This window comes from Celeribacter sp. SCSIO 80838 (assembly GCF_056498065.1).
Genome location: NZ_JAZKMA010000001.1, coordinates 2339016 through 2359549 on the forward strand (window position 1 = coordinate 2339016; position 20534 = coordinate 2359549).

The following is a 20534-nucleotide window of genomic DNA, read 5'->3' on the forward strand; positions in this document are numbered from 1 at the left end:
ATGGCGGATTATTCCGCGACGCGGTACAGGTCACGCCCGTACCAGGTCTGCATCACGTTCTCGGTCGGCAGGCCTTTGATGTCGGATGCGATCATATCGACCTTCGCATAGTGGTAGATCGGAATAAACGGCATTTCCGTCGCAAGAATTTGCTCGGCCTGGGTGTAGAGCGGTTGCGGATCGGCCGCCGTCTTGGACTCTTTCATGATCGCATCGTATTCGTCATTAAAGAAGTGACCGTTGTTATGACCGGAATACGAGGTGAAGAAGTCGAGGTAGGTCGAGGCCTCGTTATAGTCGCCACACCAGGCGTAACGCGCCAGATCGAAGTCCTGGTTCTGCATGCGGTCGGTGTGAACTTTCCACTCCATGTTGTTGAGGGTCAGGTTCACGCCGAGAGGCTTGAAGAACTGTTGGGCCGCGATGGCGATTTTCTTGTGGCTGTCATCCGTATTGTAGTTCAGCGTCAGATCGAGCGGGTTCTCCGGCCCATAGCCCGCCTCGGCCAGAAGCTCCTTCGCTTTCGCGGTGCGCTCCTCCTGGGTCCAATGAGAATAATCGATCTCCGGCATGACAAAGCCCGCGGTCGCCCAATGGGTCCAGTTGTAGGAGGCACGCTGACCGCCCTGAAGGATGTTGTCCACCACGATGTCGCGGTTCATCGCATAGGACAGCGCCTTGCGCACGCGCACGTCTTTGAGTGCTTCCGGACCCTTTTCCGACAGGTTCATGTTGTAGATGTAGGAACAGGAATAGGGCAGCGAGGTCGCCTCGTCCGGATATTCCGCTTTCAGGCGGGGGTACTGACCGGCGGGGATTTGCACCCGGTCCAGCTCGCCCGCGAGGTAGCGGGTCAGCGCCTGATTGTTGTCATTGATCGTCAGGCCGGTGAGATGGGTCATCACCGTCTTGTCGGCATCCCAATAGGTGGTGGATTTGTCCATCTCGACGCGTTCGCCAAGGATGTGCTCGGACAGCGTATAGGCGCCGTTCGACACCATGTTCTCCGGCTTGGTCCAGTCGGCGCCGAATTTCTCGATCACGTCCTGGCGCACCGGGAAGGTCGAGCCATGTACCAACATCTGAGGGAAATAGGGCAGCGGCGTCTCGATCGTCACCTCAAGCGTCTGATCGTCGATGGCTTTCACGCCCAGATCGGAGGGCGGCAGCTCGCCCGCGGTGATTTTCGACGCGTTCACCACCTGCATCAGTTCCATGTACCAAGCATATTCCGACGCGGTCGCCGGATCGGCCAGACGCTGCCAGGCGTAGACGAAGTCGCCTGCCGTCACCGGCTTGCCATCGGACCACACGGCCTCGGGGCGCAGATGGAAGGTGTAGGTCAGGCCGTCGTCCGACAGATCGTGGCTGAGTGCCACGCCCGGAATGATGTCGCCCTTGGCGTCTTCGTTGTAGAGGCCTTCAAAGAGGTTGCGCAGAATGTCGGAACCTTCGACGTCCGTGTTGATCTGCGGGTCCATCGACTTGATCGCGTCCAGAAGCCAGAACGTATAGGTCTGGTTCTCGGAGAGCACCGTGCCTTCGGGAATATCGGCGGCAAAGGCCGTGGGCGCGGCGGCAAGGATCGCCAGCGCGGAAAGGGCGGTGGTGAGTTTCATAAAGACCTCCTGGGTACTGTTTATCTTTTCAGTTCATTTTTCACGGGCGGCACCAACCGTTTCGGTGGGCGCAGCAATAATGCAAGAAAGGAAATGTATTCAGCCGGAGAAGGCAAGGCTTCGTGGAAAAAGTGACCGTAACGTCAATCATTCCCGCCACGCGTGTGGCGCTCTGCCCTGTCTTTCGGCAAATGTCCCGGAATTTTCGGGTGTTACCGCCGCGTTTCTGCCTCTGACGGGCCCGTTCAGGGTCGGGTCCGAGTCGAAATTCTGTGCTGTCGGCGAAGATCCGCCAAGGGGCCGACCTGCATCTTTCTGCCTGCGTCCTTTTGTCGGGCGGTCCCACGCCGCCTTCCTCCTACATCAGGGCAAAGGAGATCCGCATGACCGATACACAGATGACCCTTACCCCCATCGGACGCATCCGCACGCCGTACAAGACGCTCAAAGACTGCCCGAAAGGGCCGGGGCGCGCAGGGCAGGAGGCGCGCATCGAACTCGACCCCGCCTTCGCGCCCGGTCTCAAGGGCCTCACCGCAACCGAGGTCGATGTGCTCTACTGGTTCGACCGCGCGCCGCGCGATGTGCTGCAATCGGTGCGTCCGCATGACGGGGTGCATTGCGGCGTTTTCGCCATGCGCTCGCCGCATCGACCGAACCCCATTGCGCTGTCTCGCGTGCGGGTGCGCGCGGTCGAGGAGGCGGCCCTCGTGGTCGATGGGCTCGACTGTCTCGACGGCACGATTCTGGTCGATCTCAAGCCCGTGCCGGGCGCGATGTCACAAAAATGATTCGTCCCGGTCCTGTCTGGCCCGTCGCGCCCGCCAAGGCGCGGTTTTGTCGTCTGAATGCAGCTTCAGGTTGTGATTTTTGCTTTTTTCCCAGTGAAACCGGGGGCTTTCTGCGGTTGCGAGGGGCGCATCACGGCCACTAGATATTGTGTGCTGAGGGATTAGGCACAGAGTGCGGGGCGCGGGAAATTTTATCCTCCACAGCCTCGTCGGACTTATCCACAAATACTCGCTCAAATTCTTAACGTTTTGCGTGAAACCCATGGGAAACAAAGGAAAAAGAGTTAACGCGGAACGCGACGAATCGAGCCCCCCTGTGGGCAAAATCCGTCAACGAAATTTTGCCCGGAAAAAGGGTAAATTTTGCGTTGACCAGCGGGGCGGAGCCGCTGCACATTGTGTAAGCCGGATGGGTGATACACTACATTTAGTCGATCCTGGACGGCGAGGGACAAGAGTCCCGGGGGACATATCCGACAAAGGGCCGTGTGGGACCGGGGCGAAGATGCCTTGTTTTCACGGAAACGGACGGGGTGAAGACCGGATCTGACCGCGGTGACCAGGGCGACGCACTGAGGCGAATCTCTCTCGGACCGAACCTGCGCTGCGGGATCGGATCTCAGGAGTTTTGCCCTCTGCCCAAGGCCGTCTTTCGCCGGATCAGATCACAAGATGTAGTTCGCCAGACGGTGGCAGGTCCGCAGCGCAAGCGGTCGAACCTGCGGGTCGAAATGGAGCGGTGTACACAAGGGCCTCAAGGGCCGGACGGACCGCACACACAGATTTGGTCGGGGCAGAGATGAAGATCGAACGCAAGTTTACGACGGCAGGCAAGGACGCATACTCTGATCTGGAATTCTCGGCGACGAGTTCCGAGATCCGCAACCCGGACGGCAAGATCGTCTTCAGGCTGGACGAGTGCGAGGTCCCCTCGAAATGGTCGCAGGTCGCCTCCGACGTCATCGCTCAGAAATATTTCCGCAAGGCAGGTGTCCCGGCGGCGCTGAAGAAAGTCCGCGAAAAGGGCGTCCCTTCCTTCCTCTGGCGCTCCGTTCCCGACGAGGACAAGCTCGCACAACTGCCGGAAGAGGACCGTTTCGGCGGGGAAACCTCCGCCAAGCAGGTGTTCGACCGTCTGGCGGGCGCCTGGGCCTATTGGGGCTGGAAGGGCGGCTATTTCTCCTCCGAAGAAGACGCCAAAGCCTATTACGACGAAATGCGCTTCATGCTCGCGGCCCAAATGGGCGCGCCGAACTCGCCGCAATGGTTCAACACCGGCCTGCATTGGGCTTACGGCATCGACGGTCCGGGGCAGGGGCATTACTACGTGGATCACGCCACCGGCGAACTGACCCGCTCCGCCTCGGCCTATGAGCATCCGCAGCCGCATGCGTGTTTCATCCAATCCGTCGCCGACGATCTCGTGTCCGATGGCGGCATCATGGATCTCTGGGTGCGTGAGGCGCGCCTGTTCAAATACGGCTCCGGCACGGGCACCAACTTCTCGTCCTTGCGGGCCGCCAACGAGTCCCTCTCCGGCGGTGGCAAATCCTCCGGCCTGATGGGCTTTTTGAAAATCGGCGACCGGGCAGCGGGTGCGATCAAATCCGGCGGCACCACGCGCCGCGCGGCCAAGATGGTGATCTGCGACATGGATCACCCGGACATCGAAGAATTCATCAACTGGAAGGTGATTGAAGAGCAGAAAGTGGCGTCCATCGTCGCGGGCTCGAAGATGCATGAACGCCAGCTCAACGCCATTTTCGGCGCGATCCGCGAATGGGACGGCACCGAGGCCGACGCCTTCGATCCGGCGAAAAACACCGCTTTGAAAGCCGCAATCCGTGGCGCGAAACAGGTGGCGATCCCGGAAACCTATGTCAAACGCGTGCTCGATTACGCGAAACAGGGCTATTCCTCGATCGAATTCCCGACCTATGACACCGACTGGGATAGCGAGGCTTACGCATCGGTCTCGGGCCAGAACTCCAACAACTCCGTGCGCGTCACCGATGCCTTCCTCAAGGCCGTGAAAGACGATGCGGAATGGGAGTTGCTGCGCCGCACCGATGGCAAGGTTTCGAAAGTCGTGAACGCCCGCGAGCTGTGGGAGCAGGTCGGCCATGCCGCCTGGGCCTGTGCCGATCCGGGCATCCAGTTCCACGACACGATCAACGCCTGGCACACCTGCCCGGAAGACGGTCAGATCCGCGGCTCCAACCCGTGTTCCGAGTATATGTTCCTCGACGACACGGCTTGTAACCTTGCCTCGATGAACCTTTTGACCTTCCTCAAGGACGGCGAATTCGACGCGGAAAGCTACATGCATGCGACCCGCATCTGGACGCTGACGCTTGAGATTTCCGTGATGATGGCGCAGTTCCCGTCCAAGGAAATCGCGCAATTGTCCTATGATTTCCGCACCTTGGGTTTGGGCTATGCCAATATCGGCGGGCTGTTGATGAACATGGGTCTGGGCTACGATAGCGACGAGGGCCGCGCCTTGGCTGGCACTCTGACCGCGATCATGACCGGCGTCTCTTATGCGACCTCCGCCGAGATTGCGGGCGAGTTGGGCACCTTCTCCGGTTATCAGCGCAATGCCGAGCACATGCTCCGCGTCATCCGCAATCACCGCACCGCCGCCTATGGCAAGACCACCGGTTACGAAGGCCTCGCGGTCAAACCGGTCGCTTTGGATCACGCCAACTGCCCCGACGCGCATCTCGTCGAGCTTGCGAAATCCGCTTGGGACGAGGCGCTGAGCCTTGGCGAGAAAAACGGCTATCGCAACGCGCAGGTTTCCGTGATCGCGCCCACCGGCACCATCGGTCTGGTGATGGATTGCGACACCACGGGGATCGAACCGGACTTTGCGCTGGTGAAATTCAAGAAACTCGCGGGTGGGGGTTACTTCAAAATCATCAACCGTTCGGTTCCGGCGGCGCTCGAAAAGCTGGGCTATAGCTCCAGCCAGATCGAGGAAATCGTGTCTTACGCGGTCGGTCATGGCACCATCGGCAATGCGCCGGGGATCAACCACACCGCGCTGATTGGCCACGGCTTCGGTCAGGCCCAGATCGACAAGATCGAAGCCGCACTTCCCTCCGCCTTCGACATCCGTTTCGTGTTCAACCAATGGACGCTGGGCGAAGAGTTCTGCACCGGCACGCTCGGCATCCCGAAGGACAAGCTGAACGACCCGTCCTTCGACCTGCTGCGCTCCTTGGGTTTCACCAAGAAAGACATCGACGCCGCCAATGACCATGTTTGCGGCACCATGACCCTCGAAGGCGCGCCTTTCCTCAAGGAAGAGCATTACAACGTCTTCGATTGCGCCAATGCCTGCGGCAAAAAAGGCAAGCGCTATCTGTCGGTTGAGAGCCACATCACCATGATGGCGGCGGCGCAGAGCTTTATCTCCGGCGCGATCTCCAAGACGATCAACATGCCGAACGATGCGACGATCGAGGATTGCCTCAATGCCTATGAGCTGTCCTGGTCCTTGGGCACCAAAGCCAACGCGCTGTATCGTGACGGCTCGAAACTGAGCCAGCCGCTCGCCACCGCCCTCATCGAGGACGACGAGGAGGCCGAGGAAATCCTCGCCACCGGCTCCGCACAGGAAAAAGCCGCCGTTCTGGCCGAGAAGATCGTCGAGAAACTGGTGATCAAGGAAGTGGCGCGCGGGCGTGAGAAGCTTCCCAGCCGTCGCAAGGGCTACACCCAGAAATCCATCGTCGGCGGGCACAAGGTTTACCTGCGCACCGGCGAATACGAAGACGGCTCTCTGGGCGAGATCTTCATCGACATGCACAAAGAGGGCGCTGGCTTCCGGGCGATGATGAATAATTTCGCCATCGCGGTCTCCGTCGGTCTCCAGTACGGCGTGCCGCTCGAAGAGTTCGTCGACGCCTTCACCTTCACCAAATTCGAACCGGCGGGCATGGTGCAGGGCAATGACAGCATCAAAAATGCGACCTCGATCCTCGACTATATCTTCCGCGAGCTGGCCGTCTCCTATCTCGACCGCACCGATCTGGCCCATGTCAAACCGCAGGGCGCGTCTTTCGACGATCTCGGCCGCGGCGAGGACGAGGGCAAATCCAACGTCGCCGATGTGTCGGAAAATGCCGCCTCGCGTTCGCTCGAAGTGCTCAAACACATCTCCTCCACCGGCTATCTGCGCAAACGCGTGCCGCAGGAGTTGATGGTGCTTCAGGGCGGGATGCACACCGGTGCCACCGCGCTGACCGGCTCCGTCGACCCGCAGGTCGCGCTTCAGACGCTGGTGCCGGAAACCAAGGCCGCCGCGAAACCGACAACCGCCGACACGGCACTGTCTTCGGGGACGGTCTCCTCCATAGACGCGCGCACCAAGGCCAAGCTGCAAGGCTACGAAGGCGAGGCCTGCGGCGAATGCGGCAACTACACGCTGGTGCGCAACGGCACTTGCATGAAATGCAACACCTGTGGCGCCACCTCGGGCTGTTCGTAAGGAGAGGGAGACATGAAAACAAGTATCTCTAGAATGCCTGCCCTTCCGAAGGTCTCGGATCCGCGACAGGAAGAGCTTGACCTAACCGTCGACTGTCAAATCGAAGAAGATGGGATTGGGATGGGTGTTCTAAGTGATGGAACTCCATTTCTAAATCAGCGTGGCCTTTCTCGTCTTTGTTCGGTCGAAAACCGATACATCGGTTTGATCTCATCTGGCTGGAATGATCCCAATCCATCCAAGGATGTTCAGGGCGTTAAGAGTATTCTCTACGAAGATGGAAGTATTGATGTTGTGCCCGCATACGAAACATTTCTTGGGAACGTGCGAGTGCTGGCATATCCCGAACGGGTCGCGATGGCGATTTTGGAATATTTCGCTCTGGATTCTACTCGCTTGGGGCAGCCTGTTGCGCTTCAGAATTTCCGACGCCTTGCACGACATGGTCTGCGAGAATTTGTCTATGGAAGAACAGGCTATTCCGGTGACAAAAGCAATGACGTTTGGACCATTTTTAAGGACCGGGTTAGCCTAACTTACGACTCTGTCCCTGATGGCTACTTTGGGGTGTTTAAAGAAATCTCCTCCCTCATTGTGACTCTGGGGCTCCAAGGCCTGCGGATTGATGAAAAATTTGTACCCGACATTAGTGTTGGCCAAGCATGGGCGAAGCACTGGATGGCGGCTGGGCTAGCACAGAGATTTGGTGAGAAAAGTACATACCCTCACAATTACCCGCCGTATTTTCCTCAGGCTGCGAGTAATCCTCAAAGAGCAGCTTGCTACCCTGAAGATGCATTGGGTGAGTTTCGTCGTTGGTTTCGAACTGACTATATCGGCGAGGGGCGTTTTCAGAGCTATCTCACAAAGAAAGTTTCGACCAAGCAATTGGAAGAAGGATACGTCGAGCGAGCCATGCTTGCTCTGACTAAGGAGAGATGATGAACCTCGTTTTCGACATCGCCGGTCAACTCTGCGCGGCAGATCGCGTGACCATGCGCGGCAATACGCTTGAGGCCGAGTTCGACCGCAACGTGATGGGCGCGCTGGCCGATGCCTATCAGGGCGCGCGGGTGGTCTCCGTTCTGGGCGTGCCGTCGCTCTCGGTGACCTATTCGGTGCAGGATTACCGCGACGCGGGCGAAGCGGGCTGCAAGGCGGTGTTTTCCGTCAACAGCTCGGCGGGCCGGGTGTTGCATTAAAAGGAATACGTGCCCCTTTGCGGGGCTCGGGGTGGGGCATTTCCAGTCGACCCGGAAAGCCCCGAGTGAAGGGTCTGAATGACACCTTTCCGGCGTGGGTGCGCTCACGCCAGACGCGGATCGGGCCGCAGGCAAATAATCTACCGGGCGGTATCAATATGAGCCCGATCAGCGAACCTCAGGGGCCCTTCGGGGCCCCTTTTTTCATGTCGGGCGCAAGTCCTGCGCTCGGGCGTGACAGTCCTTCGAACCGCACTCAAGCCGCAGGTTTCTGGGAGAAGTTGCGCAGGGCCTCGGCCAGTTCCGGTGCGGCGAAACGTTGGATGGGACGCAATCGGGTACAGATGCGGATGCCGTTTTCCATATGCGCCTCGCAGTGCACCATGGTGCCCGCTTCGGGCATGCTGAAGGAACCAATGATCGTGTCGGGGCCGGTGGCATAGGCGAGATCGCCGTGGTCGCTGCACCAAATCACCGCTTTATGCGTTTTGGGATTGGCCCAAAGTACTATTCCGTCCATTCCAATAACTCTTGTGAATGCTACCCGTTTGAGCGTTCGTTTTTAGCATGAGCATAAATCGCATAATATTCAGATTTATGTATCATTTCGGAGCTAAATTGATGCTCATTGGCGTCAAATTCGGGCGCAATTCCCCAAAAGGGTGCAAAACAGTATCAATATTTGCCAGAATAGAGCATAGTTTCTGGAATTGTGGTGACGCCCCGTTTTTGGGTCGCAGGCTTTCGGGCCTGTCGGGGGTGTGTTGATTGGGGAGGGTATGGTGCCGGAAGGAGAATTGTCTCCTGCGCAGTTGCGCCATGTGTTCGGGGTGAATTTGCGCAGCCTGTCGGCGGGCGCGCGTTCGATCTCGGTTCTCTGCCGCGAGCTGGGGATCAACCGGACGCAATACAATCGCTATCTGAACGGCGAGGCCTTTCCCCGCCCGGATGTGCTCTATCGGATTTGTACATATTTCGACGTCGACGCACGGATTCTGCTCGAACCGCTGGACCGGGTCCAGAGCGTGCAGCGCACGGGCGCCATTGGCGAGATTTCTCATCTGCTCTCCGATCTCGACATGCTCGACATCCCGCCACAGACCCTGCCCGAAGGCGCCTATCTGCATTACCGCGTGTCCTATTTCGTGCCCACCGACATCAGCTGTACGCTGCTCGGATTTTACCGCGACGATCATGGCGTGATGCGGCTTCGGGGCTATATGCCTTACGCCTCCAGCGACCGCATCGGCCTGCCGCGCGCCGCCGCCGCGCGCCGGTTTCGCGGCGTGGTGTTTCGCCAGTTGAAGGGGTTTTCCTTCATCCTCTCGATGGAACGCACGCCGCTCATGGTGCTGGGCGGGTTCGAGCCGAGCTATCTCGGTCAGGAAAAATTCTATTTCGGCCGTTCGGTTTCGACCCAGGATGTGCTCTCCTCGACGCCCATCTTGTTACAGCGTCTGACACCGAGCCTCGCCGCGATGATCGCCGTCCGGGACAAGATCGGCATCCACCCGAGGGCGTCTTATTCGCCGCTGATCCGCAGTTATTTCGACAAACATCACCCGGTCTGAAAAAAAGGGCCCCACAGGGCCCTTTCATATTGCCCATGTCTGTGGGCTCAGTCGCGTGCGTTCTGAACCGTTCAGGCCTTGGCCCCCCGCGCCAGAGCCGCAACCCCGGTCCGCGCGGTTTCCACCAGACCCAGCGGACGCATCAGCTCGGCGAAGGCGTCGATTTTTTCCGACGTGCCGGTCATCTCGAAGACAAAGCTCTCCAGCGTCGAGTCCACCACATTGGCGCGGAAAATCTCGGCGAGGCGCAGCGCTTCGATCCGGTTGTTGCCGGTGCCTTCGACCTTGAACAGCGCCAGTTCGCGTTCGATCGACGGACCTTCGACGGTCAGGTCATGCACTTCGTGCACCGGGACGATGCGGCCCACCTGCGCCTTGATCTGTTCGATCACATCGCGCGTGCCGGTGGTCACCACCGTGATGCGCGAACGATGCCCTTCGTGATCGACCTCGGCCACGGTCAGGCTCTCGATGTTATAGCCACGCCCGGCAAAAAGGCCGATGACGCGGGCCAAAACGCCAGCCTCGTTGTCGACCAGAACGGCGAGCGTGTGTTTCTCGATGACTTCGGCGTGGTAGTCGCGAAGGTCATAGGCGGAATGGCTCGAGGAGCCGTGTTGGATACGTAGGGCGGACATGGTTCTCTCCCTTAGGACGCGCAATTCAGCGTGGCGTCGAACGTGTTGATTTCATCGCGTTTTACAAGTGTGCGCACGGCGCAGCCTGACGCGGTTTCAATGGCGGAGCGGGCGGCCTCTTCAAGCTCGGCGAAGTTGAGGCGACCCGTGTGATAATTGCGCGCGACGGCGGTGTTTCCGGTGACCTCGACCGCAAAGTCGAAGCCGCCCTGCGACACCTCCACCGCGTCCGGGGAGACGCACCCGGCAAGCCCCCATGTCGCGACCAGCGCGGCAAGGATCGTGCGGAGCCATTTCCCGAAGCGTTTCATCAGACCAGAACCGCCCCGTCGGACTTGATCGCGCCCTCGACCGAGGCCTCGCCCAACAGCATCTCGTTGTGCGGCTTGCCCGACGGGATCATCGGGAAGCAGTTTTCATGCTTCTCGACGAGGCAATCGAAGATCACCGGACCGTCGTAGTTGATCATCTCCATGATCGCATCATCGAGGTCTTTCGGGTCCGAACACTGGATGCCCTTGGCACCGAACGCCTCGGCCAGTTTCACGAAATCCGGCAGGCTTTCCGACCACGAGGAGGAATAGCGCTCACCGTGCAGCAATTGCTGCCACTGGCGCACCATGCCGAGGCGTTCGTTGTTCAGGATGAACTGTTTCACCGGCAGGCGATATTGCATCGCCGTGCCCATTTCCTGCATGTTCATCAACCACGAGGCCTCACCCGCGACGTTGATCACAAGGCTCTGCGGGTGTGCCATCTGCACCCCGATGGAGGCCGGGAAGCCATAGCCCATGGTGCCCAGCCCCCCGGAGGTCATCCAGCGGTTCGGGTCCTCGAAGCCAAGGAATTGCGCCGCCCACATCTGGTGTTGGCCCACTTCGGTGGTCACGTAACGATCCATGCCCTTGGTCAGCGCTTCGAGCCGTTCAAGCGCATATTGCGGTTTGATCACCGTCTCGGAATTCTTGTAGGTCAGGCAACGGACCTCTTTCCATTCCTCGATCTGCGCCCACCAGGCGGAGAGATCCGCCTTTTTGCGCCCGCGCGATTTCCAGACCTTCAGAACGTCTTCCAACACATGCCCGACATCGCCGATCACCGGCAGGTCGACGCGGATGATCTTGTTGATCGAGCTGGGGTCGATATCGACATGGATCTTTTTCGAGTTCGGCGAGAAATCCTGAATCCGCCCGGTGATCCGGTCGTCGAACCGCGCGCCGATGTTGATCATCAGATCGCAGCCGTGCATCGCCATATTGGCCTCGTAGAGACCGTGCATGCCGAGCATCCCGAGCCAGCTCTTGCCAGACGCCGGGTAGGCGCCCAGACCCATCAGCGTCGAAGTGATCGGGAAGCCGGTGGCATCGACCAGCTCGCGCAGCAGTTGCGATGCGCCGGGGCCGGAGTTGATCACGCCGCCGCCGGTGTAGAACACCGGACGTTCCGCCTTCTCGATCAGCGCGACGATGTCGTTGATCTCCTCGATGGAGGCTTTCACCCGCGGTTTGTAATGGCCCATCTTGACCTTGGCCGGCGGCGTGTACTCGCCATCGGCGAATTGCACGTCTTTCGGCAGGTCGACGAGAACCGGGCCGGGGCGGCCGGAGGTGGCGACATGGAACGCCTGATGCAGGGTCTCGGCGAGCTTGTCGGTGTCCTTCACCAGCCAGTTGTGTTTCGTGCAGGGACGGGTGATGCCGACCGTGTCGGCCTCCTGAAACCCGTCGGTGCCGATCATGAAGGTCGGAACCTGACCGGAGAGCACGACGATCGGAATGCTGTCCAACAGCGCGTCGGTCAGCCCGGTGACCGCATTGGTCGCGCCGGGGCCGGAGGTCACCAGAGCGACGCCGATCTTGCCGGTCGAACGGGCGTAGCCCTCGGCGGCATGCACCGCAGCCTGCTCGTGACGGACCAGAACGTGCTTGATGTCGTTCTGCTGGAAAATCTCGTCGTAGATCGGAAGGACAGCGCCCCCCGGGTAGCCAAATACCGTGTCCACACCCTGATCCTTCAGGGCCTGAACCACCATTTTCGCTCCGGTCATCTGACGTGTCATGTTGTTCTCCGTCTGCACATCGTCACTTTGTTTTTTGCAATAAAAAAGCCCCCGGTGTTCAATCGGGGGCGCATGGGTTCCATTATGGTCAACCGTCACCGGCCCATGCGCGTTTTCCCTACGAGTACAAGAATGCCAGACATGGCGTTTCCTTTTGGGGCTTTGACCCTTGCGGGTGCTTCATTGCGTGGGCGGGACATTAGGACTCGGTTGATCAGGCGTCAACCGCAAAACACCCGTCCGATTGAATAAAATGTCGCAGCGCGGCATGTGTGTGAAATAATGTTAAAAGGGCTGACCTATTTTGCCTCCGCCCCGGGGCTCCAGACCAGCCGGGGCGAAGGCGACGTTTCAGTCCTGCACGACCAGTTCCACGCGCCGGTTCTGGGCGCGGCCTGCCTCGCTTGTATTGCTGGTGACCGGAGCGACGGGACCGACGCCGTAAGGGGTCAGACGTTCTCCCGCGATGCCGTACTGCGCGGTCAGGGATGTGGTGACCGCCCTGGCGCGCGCCTCGCTCAGGTCACGGTTGTAGCTCAACGTACCTTTGCTGTCGGTGTGGCCGACGACATAGAAGCTCTTGTCGGGATGTGCATTGAGATAGCGCGCAATGACATCGAGCGCCGGTGCCGAAGCGGCGGTCAGCGTCGCCTTGTCGAAGTCAAAGAACAGTCCGTCGAGCACCACATGCCCGTCCTTTTCGATGTCGTCCGTCAGGCCCTCGAGGTTGATGCTGATCCGTTCGTCATTCAACTCCTCGGTCTGGCTGATGTCGAGCACGATGCTGGCCGGGAAATTCATCGCCGTGTGCTGCGCCACCAAAAGCGAGATGATATAGGTGCCGTCCTCAGCCTCTCCGGTGCCGGACCAGTAGTAGTAGCTGTGCCGATCGCCATGCCGGTTTGGAGCGCCGAGATAGGGATTTTGCCCATGACGTTGCGGATCGCCATACCAGTAGAGTTGGCGTACGAAGCGGTCGCCGCATTCCGTGTCGGATTTGCAGGTGAATTCCGGCTCGAACCCGGCGTTGTCAAAGGCTTTCTCGAAGTTGCGGAAGATCGCCAGCGCCGACAGAGAGCTGTCTTGTGCGCGGTAGGTCAAGGTGGTCGATTTGCCTTCGAAGCGCTCCACCGGCGGAAGCTCCTGGCCCGGTCTGAGCGGACCGGTTGCAATCATGAATTCCTGAAAATCGGCAGTATGATAACCAACGATGTCCGTGCCGGGCATGCGGGAGATCAGCGGATGATCCGCGGCACCTTTTATGTCGTTCTGGGCCACCAGGGGCTGGGCGAGGCAAAGACAAAGCGCGGTGGCGCTGTAAATACGTTTCAACATGAAATGTCCTTTTGGGAGTGGAAAGTGCCGCCGACAGTCACAGACAGGACAAAGGCCATCATCCGGCCTTCGGGAGGCCGTTGTGAAACGGGCGGGCACCGGGTGCGTGGCGAGGTGCCGACGCCCCCGGCGATGTTTTATTCGAAATGCTCTTCCGCCTGCTCCAAAATCACCCGCCACCAGTCGAACGTGTCGTCCAGCGCCTCGCGGGTGATGCCGCCTTTGAAGGCGAAGGAATAGTTGATCTCCAGATCGCCGTCGCCATCGACCGAGGCTTTGCCGAACCGATAGCTGTTGTTGTACTCGTTGATCGTCTCGGCATCGGTGGAATAATCCGCGCCGTCGAAATAGGCCACGAACGTGCCGTTGTTGCAGTCCACATGCTCTTCGCAGCCGTAGAAATACAGCGTGTAGGGCACGCCGCCGATCCGGCCCCGGAACATCGGGTCGTCCTCGCCATCCGTGTCGCGCTCGACCGAGCCGAAGCCGCTCAGAAGCTCTTCGAACGTGTCCAGATCGTCGAAGGTGAGGACGGAGGTTTCCGCCAGAGCGGGCAGGGCGGTGAGGGTCATGAGGGCGGCACAGAGGGCCATCGGGCGCAGCATCGGGCGGGTTCCTTTCGCATCAACGGGGGAAGCTCCCCGACAAGGGCAGTCTGGCCCGAGGGGGCCGTGAAAGGAAGGGGGAAATCTGCCTCCCTCGTCGCATCTATCGGCGACTGTGGCCGTGACTCTGGCCGTGACTGTGGCCGCAAGCCGGGCCGCAACTCGGCCGGACACCGGAATGTGCGGGAAAACACGGCATGCCGGGATGACTTTAGGGAAATCAGCCGCTTCCGCACAGGGACGCCTGGCAAGATGTCGCGCCCCGCCGGTTTCCGTTCGGTTTCATCGACTTGTTACATTTCCGTCACCTCGCTGTCGCGCGCGACGGGCACCTGAGGCGCCAGAAGACCCGCCTGTCGAACCGGGTGGCGTTTCGATTCTCAAGCAACGCACTCAATGGAGCGAGATATGAAAGATCAGGACATCGTCGACCTGTCGTGGGACGATTTTGACGAGATGCGCGACCCGCGCCCGGCCAGCAACGGTTTCGACGCGGTTGTCGAACGTGCGATTTCGCGTCGCGGTTTCCTCGGCGGCGCTCTGGCCTTCGGCTCCGGCGCTCTGGCCATGGGCGCTGGCCTTCTGTCCTCCACCACCGCCGCCCGTGCGGAAGGCGCAGGCTTTGCCTTCAAACCGATCCCGATCGGCACCGATTTCGACATCCACGTGCCGGAAGGCTACCAGTGGAAGGTCCTCGTGCGCTGGGGCGACGCGCTGTTCTCCGAAGCCAAAGACGCCTATTCGCCCGAGACCGGTGTGCCGGTTGCGATGTCCGACAAGGTGTTCGGCGAAAACACCGACGGCATGGAGACCTTTGTCGATGGCGACAAAACGATCCTCGCGATCAACTCCGAATATGTGAACCCGAAAATCAACCTGCCCGCAGACTCTGAAGGCATGCCGAAAAATGCCGACGAAGTGACGTTGCTGAAAAACATGCAGGGCGTGACCGTCGTCGAAGTCGCCGACAATGGCAACGGCTTCGAGGTTGTCGTCGACAGCCCCTACAACCGCCGCATCACCCATGAAACCCAGATGACCATGGACGGCCCGGCCGCCGGTTCCGCCCTCGTGCAGACCAATGCCGACCCGGAAGGCATGTCGCCCAAAGGCACCATGAACAACTGCGGTTCCGGCAAGACGCTTTGGGGCACCTATCTGACCTGTGAAGAGAACTTCAACGGTTACTTCGGCGCGACCGGCGAATTCACCGAAACCGAGGGTCTCAAGCGCTACGGCATCGGCGGCGAAGGCCGTTACGCCTACGAGAAATTCGACGCGCGCTACGATCTGTCGAAAGAGCCGAACGAGCCGAACCGTCACGGCTGGGTCACCGAAATCAACCCGCTCGATGCCACCTCGACCCCGATCAAGCACACCGCTCTGGGCCGTTTCAAGCACGAGAACGCCGAGATGGTGCAGGCCAAGGACGGTCGCGTCGTGGTCTATATGGGCGACGACGAGCGCGGCGAATTCATGTATAAATTCGTCTCCAACGGCACCTGGACCGAAGGCGGCGCGACCGAAGGTCTCCTGTCCGACGGCACGCTCTATGTCGCCAAGTTCAACGACGACCTGACGGGTGAGTGGCTGGCTCTGACGCCCGAGACCACCGGCATGTCGCTGGAAGAGATCCTCGTGTTCTCCCGTATGGCAGGCTCGAAAGTCGGCGCGACCACCATGGACCGCCCGGAATGGATCGCCGCCAACCCGCTGAAATGCGAGGCCTATTGCGCGCTCACCAACAACTCCAACCGCGGTGTCAAAACCAACGCCGGTGGGGACGAGATGATCGCCAATGGCCCGAACCCGCGCGACACCAACGAATTCGGTCAGATCGTGCGCTGGCGCCCGGAGGGCGAAGATCACGGCTCCGAGAAATTCGGCTGGGATCTCTACGTCATGGCCGGCAACCCGACCGTCTACGACAACGCCTACGCCGGTTCCCCGAACGTCAACGCAGGCAACATGTTCAACTCCCCGGACGGCATGGCCTTTTCCTCGGACGGCTACCTCTGGATCCAGACCGACGGCGAAGACAGCAACGAAGGCGACTTCGCCGGTCAGGGCAACAACCAGATGCTCATCGGCAACACCGAAACCGGCGAGATCGCCCGCTTCCTCACCGCGCCGAACGGTGCCGAGGTTACGGGTCTCACCTGGTCTGCGGACAAGAAGGTGGCCTTCGTCGGCATCCAGCACCCGGGCGGCTCCTGGCCGGACGGTGCGGGCAAACCGCGCTCCTCGGTGATCGCCGTGTGGCGTGAGGATGGCGCGCTGATCGGCTAAGCCGATCCCGCCTTAGGATTTTATCAGGCGAGGGGTGCGGTGAAAGCCGCGCCCCTTATTTTCGTTGGAAGTGTAGAAAGAAGTTTACTTGAAATATCCGTCCTGTTTATCGTTGATTTCAATTCCGTAAATTAAAGAAATCTCTTTAAATGAGGCCAAAGTTGTCGAGGTTGAAAACTAAAATAGCACATAGTGTTATTGAATTTTTGGAGGTGATTTATGCGTTAAGACCCTCGGAAGGAGCACTTTGTTTTCGCGGTGAAGCAAACAAGAAATGGCAAACGAAGCCATCAGTAATGAGAGAATTAAGAGAAGACGCTGAAAGACACATCATCAGTGAACTGACATTGGAAGCTTCGAGCGAATTTGCTTCAGATACGTCTATGTTTAGAAAGCTGGTCAGAGCTCAGCATTTTGGACTTCCGACACGGCTCTTGGATGTTAGCCTGAACCCCTTGGTTGCACTTTATTTTGCATGCTCCGATGAAGCAGAAATGACACAAGAGGGAAAGGTAATAGTTTATAACTTTAAAAGCGGAAGAGTTAAGTTTGCTGATAGCGATGCCGTTAGTATTGTAAGTAATCTCGCTAACTTGCGAGATGATGAAAAGAATGAATTAAACAAAAAGGCAAAAGAACACTTAGCTACTCACACCAGAAATAACCCTAAAAGGCCGAGGTCTATTGCGCAATTTAATAAGTTAAAGTCGGCTGATCGCTTGGCTCAATTTATTCGGATGGAAAAGCCTTACTTCCGCTCAGAGATTAACCCCGCGGATTTAAGGCGATATTATTTTGTATATCCTCATAAAGATAATCGAAGGATAATAGCTCAATCAGGGGCTTTTGTAATCGCCGGATTATTAACCTTTGAAGGAGCCGATCGCTCAAAGGGTTTCTCAACTGAAGAAATACTTATTCCCGCAGCATTCAAACAGACCATTTTAGATCAGCTCGACAAAATAAATATTAATCAACGGACAATGTTTCCTGAGATTGAAGCTACATCTAAGTACATCAAAGAACGATGGAAGGATACCAAGGGAAGCCTCTCTGACGATGATGATTTTATTTTTGATGACCTTATTTAAGATTCATCCAACGTGAGTTTTGTGGCTGCTTCCAGTTCGCATTCCTTATGCATGACACCCGTCCCTCCGCAATAAACCATCCCCCCCTCTGCACCTCCGCGCAAGATATGCGCAGAATGTCGCGTCTTCCCCCCTTCAATCTTCCGCAGCCCCTCTCTATGGTGCGCGCGATTTGGCGCGGGGCCTCCCCTCGCGCGCCTTTTGGAGGACACAACCCATGGATCGCCGCTCTTTTCTGAAAACTTCCGCTCTGGGCGGGTCTGCCGCCGCCGCTTCGACGCTCGCAGCCCCGATGTATGCGCAGGGGCAGCGCACCCTGACCATGGTCTGTTCCTGGCCGCGCGGTCTGGCGGGCGTGTGGGACTCGGTCGAGCGTTTCGCCGACAGCGTCCAGACCATGTCCGACGGTCAGTTGACGATCGAGGTCCGTGCCTCCGGCGAGCTCGTCGGCGGTCTTGAGGTGTTCGACGCCGTGACTTCCGGTCAGGCCGACATCTACCACTCCGCCGATTATTATTTCACCGGCCAGCACCCGGCCATGGCCTTTTTCACCACCTCGCCCTTCGGCATGACAGCGCCCGAGATGATGGTGTGGTATTACGGCATGGGCGGTCTCGAACTGCACCGCAACATGGGTGAAATCTTCGGCCTGCACACCAACATCGGCGGTCAGACCGGCGCGCAGGGCGGCGGTTGGTACCGCAAGGAAATCACTTCGGTCGCCGATTTCCAAGGCCTGAAACTGCGCATGCCGGGCTTCGGCGGCGAAGTGGTCGGCAAACTCGGCGCCTCCGTGCAGGTGATGCCGGCGGGCGACATCTACCAAGCGCTCTCCTCCGGCGCTCTGGACGGCACCGAATGGGTCGGCCCGTGGTCGGACGAGCGTCTCGGCCTGCAAGAGGTCTGTGACTATTTCTACCCGGCGGGCTTCCACGAACCGGGCTCGGCGCTCTCCGTCAACACCAACCTCGAGGTGTTCCAGTCCCTGACCCCCGCGCAACAGCGGATCATCGACGTCGCCGCCGCCGAGTGCAACCAGTACGACTATTCGCTCTTCCTCGCCAACAACGGTCCGGCGCTTCAGCGCCTGATCTCCGGCGGCACCCAGATCAAACAATTCCCGGACGACGTTTGGGAAGCCTTCGGTCGTGCCTCCAAAGAGGTGCTCGACCAGTATATGGACGACGAGTTGTTCGCCGAAATCCGCGCTTCCGTCGAAGCCTCGATGAAAGCAACCTCCGGCTGGATGGGCCAGTCCGACAGCTTCTACACCACCCAGCGCAACCGCGTTCTGGCGATGCTCGAAGAGTGATCCGGGCCACAGCCTGAGACATTTCGGAACGCGCGGGAGGGGCCACTTCCCGCGCGTTTTCTTTTGCGCCTCCGTTGTCGCATTTCGACGGACACCCATTCGGACATTCTGTCGCATGGCGGTGCGCCTCAAATCGGCCTATGCGTTTATGCGCATAAGGAGATTTGCATCATGTTGCCCATCCTGACCGCCCTCTCTGAACAAACCCGGTTCGATGCCATGCGCTTGCTTTACGATGGCGACGAGCATTGCGTCTGTGAGCTGATGCGCGTTATCGGCGCGACGCAAAGCCGGATGTCGCGGCATATGCAGGTGTTGAAACAGGCGGGGCTGGTCGTGGACCGGCGCGATGCGCAATGGGTGCGCTACAGCATGAACCCCGATCTGCCCGCAGAGATCCGTGCCGTGCTCGATGCCGTGTTCCGGGCCGAGGACGCGCGGAGCCCGCAAAGGAGGGCCGCATGAGCACGATCCAGACCCACCCGTCCCATCCCGCGCGTCCCGATTGGCTCTGGCATCTGGGCGTCATCGCTTTTGTCCTGCTTTGGTGGCTGATCTATCACCGGCTGCAACCGCTGGCCGACTGGCTCACCGCGCAGCTCCCGGTCGAACGTCACAGCCACACCGGCGAGGCCATCGCCTTTTTCCTCTATGACGTGCCGAAAGTGATGATGCTCCTGACGCTCATCGTCTTTGCCATGGGCGTGGTGCGGAGCTTCTTCTCGCCCGAGAAAACCCGCGCGCTCCTCTCCGGCAAACGCGAGGGCATCGGCAATATCCTCTCCGCCGGGCTCGGCGTCTTGACGCCCTTCTGTTCCTGCTCCGCCGTGCCGCTGTTCATCGGTTTCGTCTCCGCTGGTGTGCCTCTGGGTGTCACCTTCTCCTTCCTCATCGCCGCCCCCATGGTCAACGAAGTCGCGCTGGTCCTTCTCTTCGGCCTCGTCGGCTGGCAGGTCGCCGCAACCTATCTCGCCTTCGGTCTCGGCCTCGCCGTGGTCGCGGGCTTCGTCATCGGTAAGCTCAATCTCGAAGGCTGGTTGCAGGACTGGGTGCGTGACATCCATTCCGGGGCAGGGGGCGTGGACATGCCCGAAGGCGAGCGCCTCACCATGGTCGACCGCTACCGGCTCGGCATCCAAGCGGTGAAAGAGATTTTCGGCAAGGTCTGGGTCTGGATTCTCCTCGGCATCGCCATGGGCGCGCTGATCCACGGCTATGTGCCCGAGGACCTGATGGTTCGCATCATGGGCGCGGACGCCTGGTGGTCCGTCCCCGCCGCCGTGGTGATGGGCATCCCCATGTACACCAATGCCGCCGGTGTGATCCCCATCGTCGAGGCTTTGCTCGGCAAGGGTGCCGCCCTCGGCACGGTTCTGGCCTTCATGATGAGCGTCATCGCGCTCTCGCTGCCCGAAATGATCATCCTCAAACAGGTGCTGACCTACCGCCTGATCGCCGTGTTCATCGGCGTCGTCGGCTGCGGCATTCTCGCCGTCGGGTTCCTGTTCAATCTGATCTTCTGAA

General features: G+C 59.3%; 17 protein-coding genes. 10 read left to right on the forward strand and 7 right to left on the reverse strand.

Translation table 11 applies throughout. From position 1 onward, the window contains the following. Window positions 1-8 precede the first annotated feature (8 nt). The gene (locus V1475_RS11765) at window positions 9-1619 is read right to left on the reverse strand and encodes a peptide ABC transporter substrate-binding protein (RefSeq protein ID WP_479412891.1); all 1611 of its coding nucleotides are present in this window, start codon (window positions 1617-1619) and stop codon (window positions 9-11) included. A gap of 383 nt (window positions 1620-2002) precedes the next feature. Here V1475_RS11765 and tsaA point away from each other — a divergent pair, with 383 nt between their 5' ends. From tsaA to V1475_RS11785, 4 genes are all read left to right on the forward strand, one after another. Beyond that, window positions 2003-2410: a tRNA (N6-threonylcarbamoyladenosine(37)-N6)-methyltransferase TrmO gene (gene tsaA / locus V1475_RS11770; protein ID WP_479412892.1), complete on the forward strand. Its 408-nt coding sequence runs from the start codon at window positions 2003-2005 to the stop codon at window positions 2408-2410. 799 nt (window positions 2411-3209) lie between these two features. Further along, window positions 3210-6908, forward strand: a complete 3699-nt coding sequence (locus V1475_RS11775) for a vitamin B12-dependent ribonucleotide reductase (RefSeq protein ID WP_479412893.1) — start codon at window positions 3210-3212, stop codon at window positions 6906-6908. 12 nt (window positions 6909-6920) lie between these two features. Then, on the forward strand, window positions 6921-7850 hold the full coding sequence (locus V1475_RS11780; protein WP_479412894.1) for a BstA C-terminal domain-containing protein: 930 nt from the start codon (window positions 6921-6923) through the stop codon (window positions 7848-7850). Then, the gene (locus tag V1475_RS11785; RefSeq protein ID WP_479412895.1) at window positions 7847-8110 is read left to right on the forward strand and encodes a hypothetical protein; all 264 of its coding nucleotides are present in this window, start codon (window positions 7847-7849) and stop codon (window positions 8108-8110) included. The genes V1475_RS11780 and V1475_RS11785 overlap by 4 nt, the downstream gene beginning before the upstream one ends. A gap of 256 nt (window positions 8111-8366) precedes the next feature. On the opposite strand, the gene V1475_RS11790 is transcribed toward V1475_RS11785, so the two are convergent. Then, window positions 8367-8630, reverse strand: coding sequence for a hypothetical protein (locus V1475_RS11790; protein ID WP_479412896.1), 264 nt, complete (start codon window positions 8628-8630; stop codon window positions 8367-8369). A gap of 259 nt (window positions 8631-8889) precedes the next feature. Between V1475_RS11790 and V1475_RS11795 the strand changes: the two genes are divergently transcribed. Further along, on the forward strand, window positions 8890-9681 hold the full coding sequence (locus V1475_RS11795) for a helix-turn-helix domain-containing protein (RefSeq protein ID WP_479412897.1): 792 nt from the start codon (window positions 8890-8892) through the stop codon (window positions 9679-9681). Window positions 9682-9752: 71 nt separating this feature from the next. Here the strand turns inward: V1475_RS11795 and ilvN are convergent, their stop codons facing one another. The 5 genes from ilvN to V1475_RS11820 all read right to left on the reverse strand — a co-directional run bounded on the left by ilvN (window position 9753) and on the right by V1475_RS11820 (window position 14318). After that, on the reverse strand, window positions 9753-10319 hold the full coding sequence (ilvN, locus tag V1475_RS11800) for an acetolactate synthase small subunit (RefSeq protein ID WP_434287621.1): 567 nt from the start codon (window positions 10317-10319) through the stop codon (window positions 9753-9755). Window positions 10320-10330: 11 nt separating this feature from the next. After that, window positions 10331-10630 carry a hypothetical protein gene (locus tag V1475_RS11805; RefSeq protein ID WP_479412898.1) on the reverse strand — a complete coding sequence of 100 codons (300 nt, stop codon included), beginning with the start codon at window positions 10628-10630 and terminating at the stop codon, window positions 10331-10333. Further along, window positions 10630-12378 (reverse strand): acetolactate synthase 3 large subunit, encoded by a 1749-nt coding sequence (locus V1475_RS11810; RefSeq protein WP_434287619.1) that lies wholly within the window; start codon window positions 12376-12378, stop codon window positions 10630-10632. The genes V1475_RS11805 and V1475_RS11810 overlap by 1 nt, the downstream gene beginning before the upstream one ends. A gap of 351 nt (window positions 12379-12729) precedes the next feature. Continuing rightward, window positions 12730-13713, reverse strand: a complete 984-nt coding sequence (locus tag V1475_RS11815; protein WP_479412899.1) for an OmpA family protein — start codon at window positions 13711-13713, stop codon at window positions 12730-12732. Between the two features lie 137 nt (window positions 13714-13850). Beyond that, window positions 13851-14318 (reverse strand): YbjN domain-containing protein, encoded by a 468-nt coding sequence (locus V1475_RS11820; protein WP_479412900.1) that lies wholly within the window; start codon window positions 14316-14318, stop codon window positions 13851-13853. 408 nt (window positions 14319-14726) lie between these two features. Between V1475_RS11820 and V1475_RS11825 the strand changes: the two genes are divergently transcribed. The 5 genes from V1475_RS11825 to V1475_RS11845 all read left to right on the forward strand — a co-directional run bounded on the left by V1475_RS11825 (window position 14727) and on the right by V1475_RS11845 (window position 20533). After that, window positions 14727-16607, forward strand: coding sequence for a PhoX family protein (locus tag V1475_RS11825; RefSeq protein WP_479412901.1), 1881 nt, complete (start codon window positions 14727-14729; stop codon window positions 16605-16607). 161 nt (window positions 16608-16768) lie between these two features. Next, a complete protein-coding gene (locus tag V1475_RS11830; protein ID WP_479412902.1) occupies window positions 16769-17698 on the forward strand; it encodes an FRG domain-containing protein in 930 nt (309 codons plus the stop codon). Window positions 17699-17915: 217 nt separating this feature from the next. Next, entirely contained in the window at window positions 17916-19010 is a 1095-nt protein-coding gene (locus V1475_RS11835; protein ID WP_434287615.1) for a TRAP transporter substrate-binding protein, read from the forward strand. A gap of 171 nt (window positions 19011-19181) precedes the next feature. Next, entirely contained in the window at window positions 19182-19475 is a 294-nt protein-coding gene (locus V1475_RS11840) for an ArsR/SmtB family transcription factor (protein ID WP_434287614.1), read from the forward strand. Then, window positions 19472-20533, forward strand: coding sequence for a permease (locus V1475_RS11845; protein WP_479412903.1), 1062 nt, complete (start codon window positions 19472-19474; stop codon window positions 20531-20533). The genes V1475_RS11840 and V1475_RS11845 overlap by 4 nt, the downstream gene beginning before the upstream one ends. The last annotated feature ends 1 nt before the right edge of the window (window position 20534 follow it).

Bases quoted from the DNA above. Each gene is read 5' to 3' on its own strand.
- V1475_RS11785 (WP_479412895.1), top strand. From the start codon at position 7,847: ATGATGAACCTCGTTTTCGACATCGCCGGTCAACTCTGCGCGGCAGAT.
- V1475_RS11775 (WP_479412893.1), top strand. From the start codon at position 3,210: ATGAAGATCGAACGCAAGTTTACGACGGCAGGCAAGGACGCATACTCT.
- V1475_RS11780 (WP_479412894.1), top strand. From the start codon at position 6,921: ATGAAAACAAGTATCTCTAGAATGCCTGCCCTTCCGAAGGTCTCGGAT.
- V1475_RS11840 (WP_434287614.1), top strand. From the start codon at position 19,182: ATGTTGCCCATCCTGACCGCCCTCTCTGAACAAACCCGGTTCGATGCC.
- ilvN (WP_434287621.1), bottom strand. From the start codon at position 10,319: ATGTCCGCCCTACGTATCCAACACGGCTCCTCGAGCCATTCCGCCTAT.
- V1475_RS11835 (WP_434287615.1), top strand. From the start codon at position 17,916: ATGGATCGCCGCTCTTTTCTGAAAACTTCCGCTCTGGGCGGGTCTGCC.
- V1475_RS11810 (WP_434287619.1), bottom strand. From the start codon at position 12,378: ATGACACGTCAGATGACCGGAGCGAAAATGGTGGTTCAGGCCCTGAAG.
- V1475_RS11820 (WP_479412900.1), bottom strand. From the start codon at position 14,318: ATGCTGCGCCCGATGGCCCTCTGTGCCGCCCTCATGACCCTCACCGCC.
- V1475_RS11825 (WP_479412901.1), top strand. From the start codon at position 14,727: ATGAAAGATCAGGACATCGTCGACCTGTCGTGGGACGATTTTGACGAG.
- V1475_RS11815 (WP_479412899.1), bottom strand. From the start codon at position 13,713: ATGTTGAAACGTATTTACAGCGCCACCGCGCTTTGTCTTTGCCTCGCC.
- V1475_RS11805 (WP_479412898.1), bottom strand. From the start codon at position 10,630: ATGAAACGCTTCGGGAAATGGCTCCGCACGATCCTTGCCGCGCTGGTC.
- V1475_RS11765 (WP_479412891.1), bottom strand. From the start codon at position 1,619: ATGAAACTCACCACCGCCCTTTCCGCGCTGGCGATCCTTGCCGCCGCG.
- V1475_RS11795 (WP_479412897.1), top strand. From the start codon at position 8,890: ATGGTGCCGGAAGGAGAATTGTCTCCTGCGCAGTTGCGCCATGTGTTC.
- V1475_RS11790 (WP_479412896.1), bottom strand. From the start codon at position 8,630: ATGGACGGAATAGTACTTTGGGCCAATCCCAAAACGCATAAAGCGGTG.
- tsaA (WP_479412892.1), top strand. From the start codon at position 2,003: ATGACCGATACACAGATGACCCTTACCCCCATCGGACGCATCCGCACG.
- V1475_RS11845 (WP_479412903.1), top strand. From the start codon at position 19,472: ATGAGCACGATCCAGACCCACCCGTCCCATCCCGCGCGTCCCGATTGG.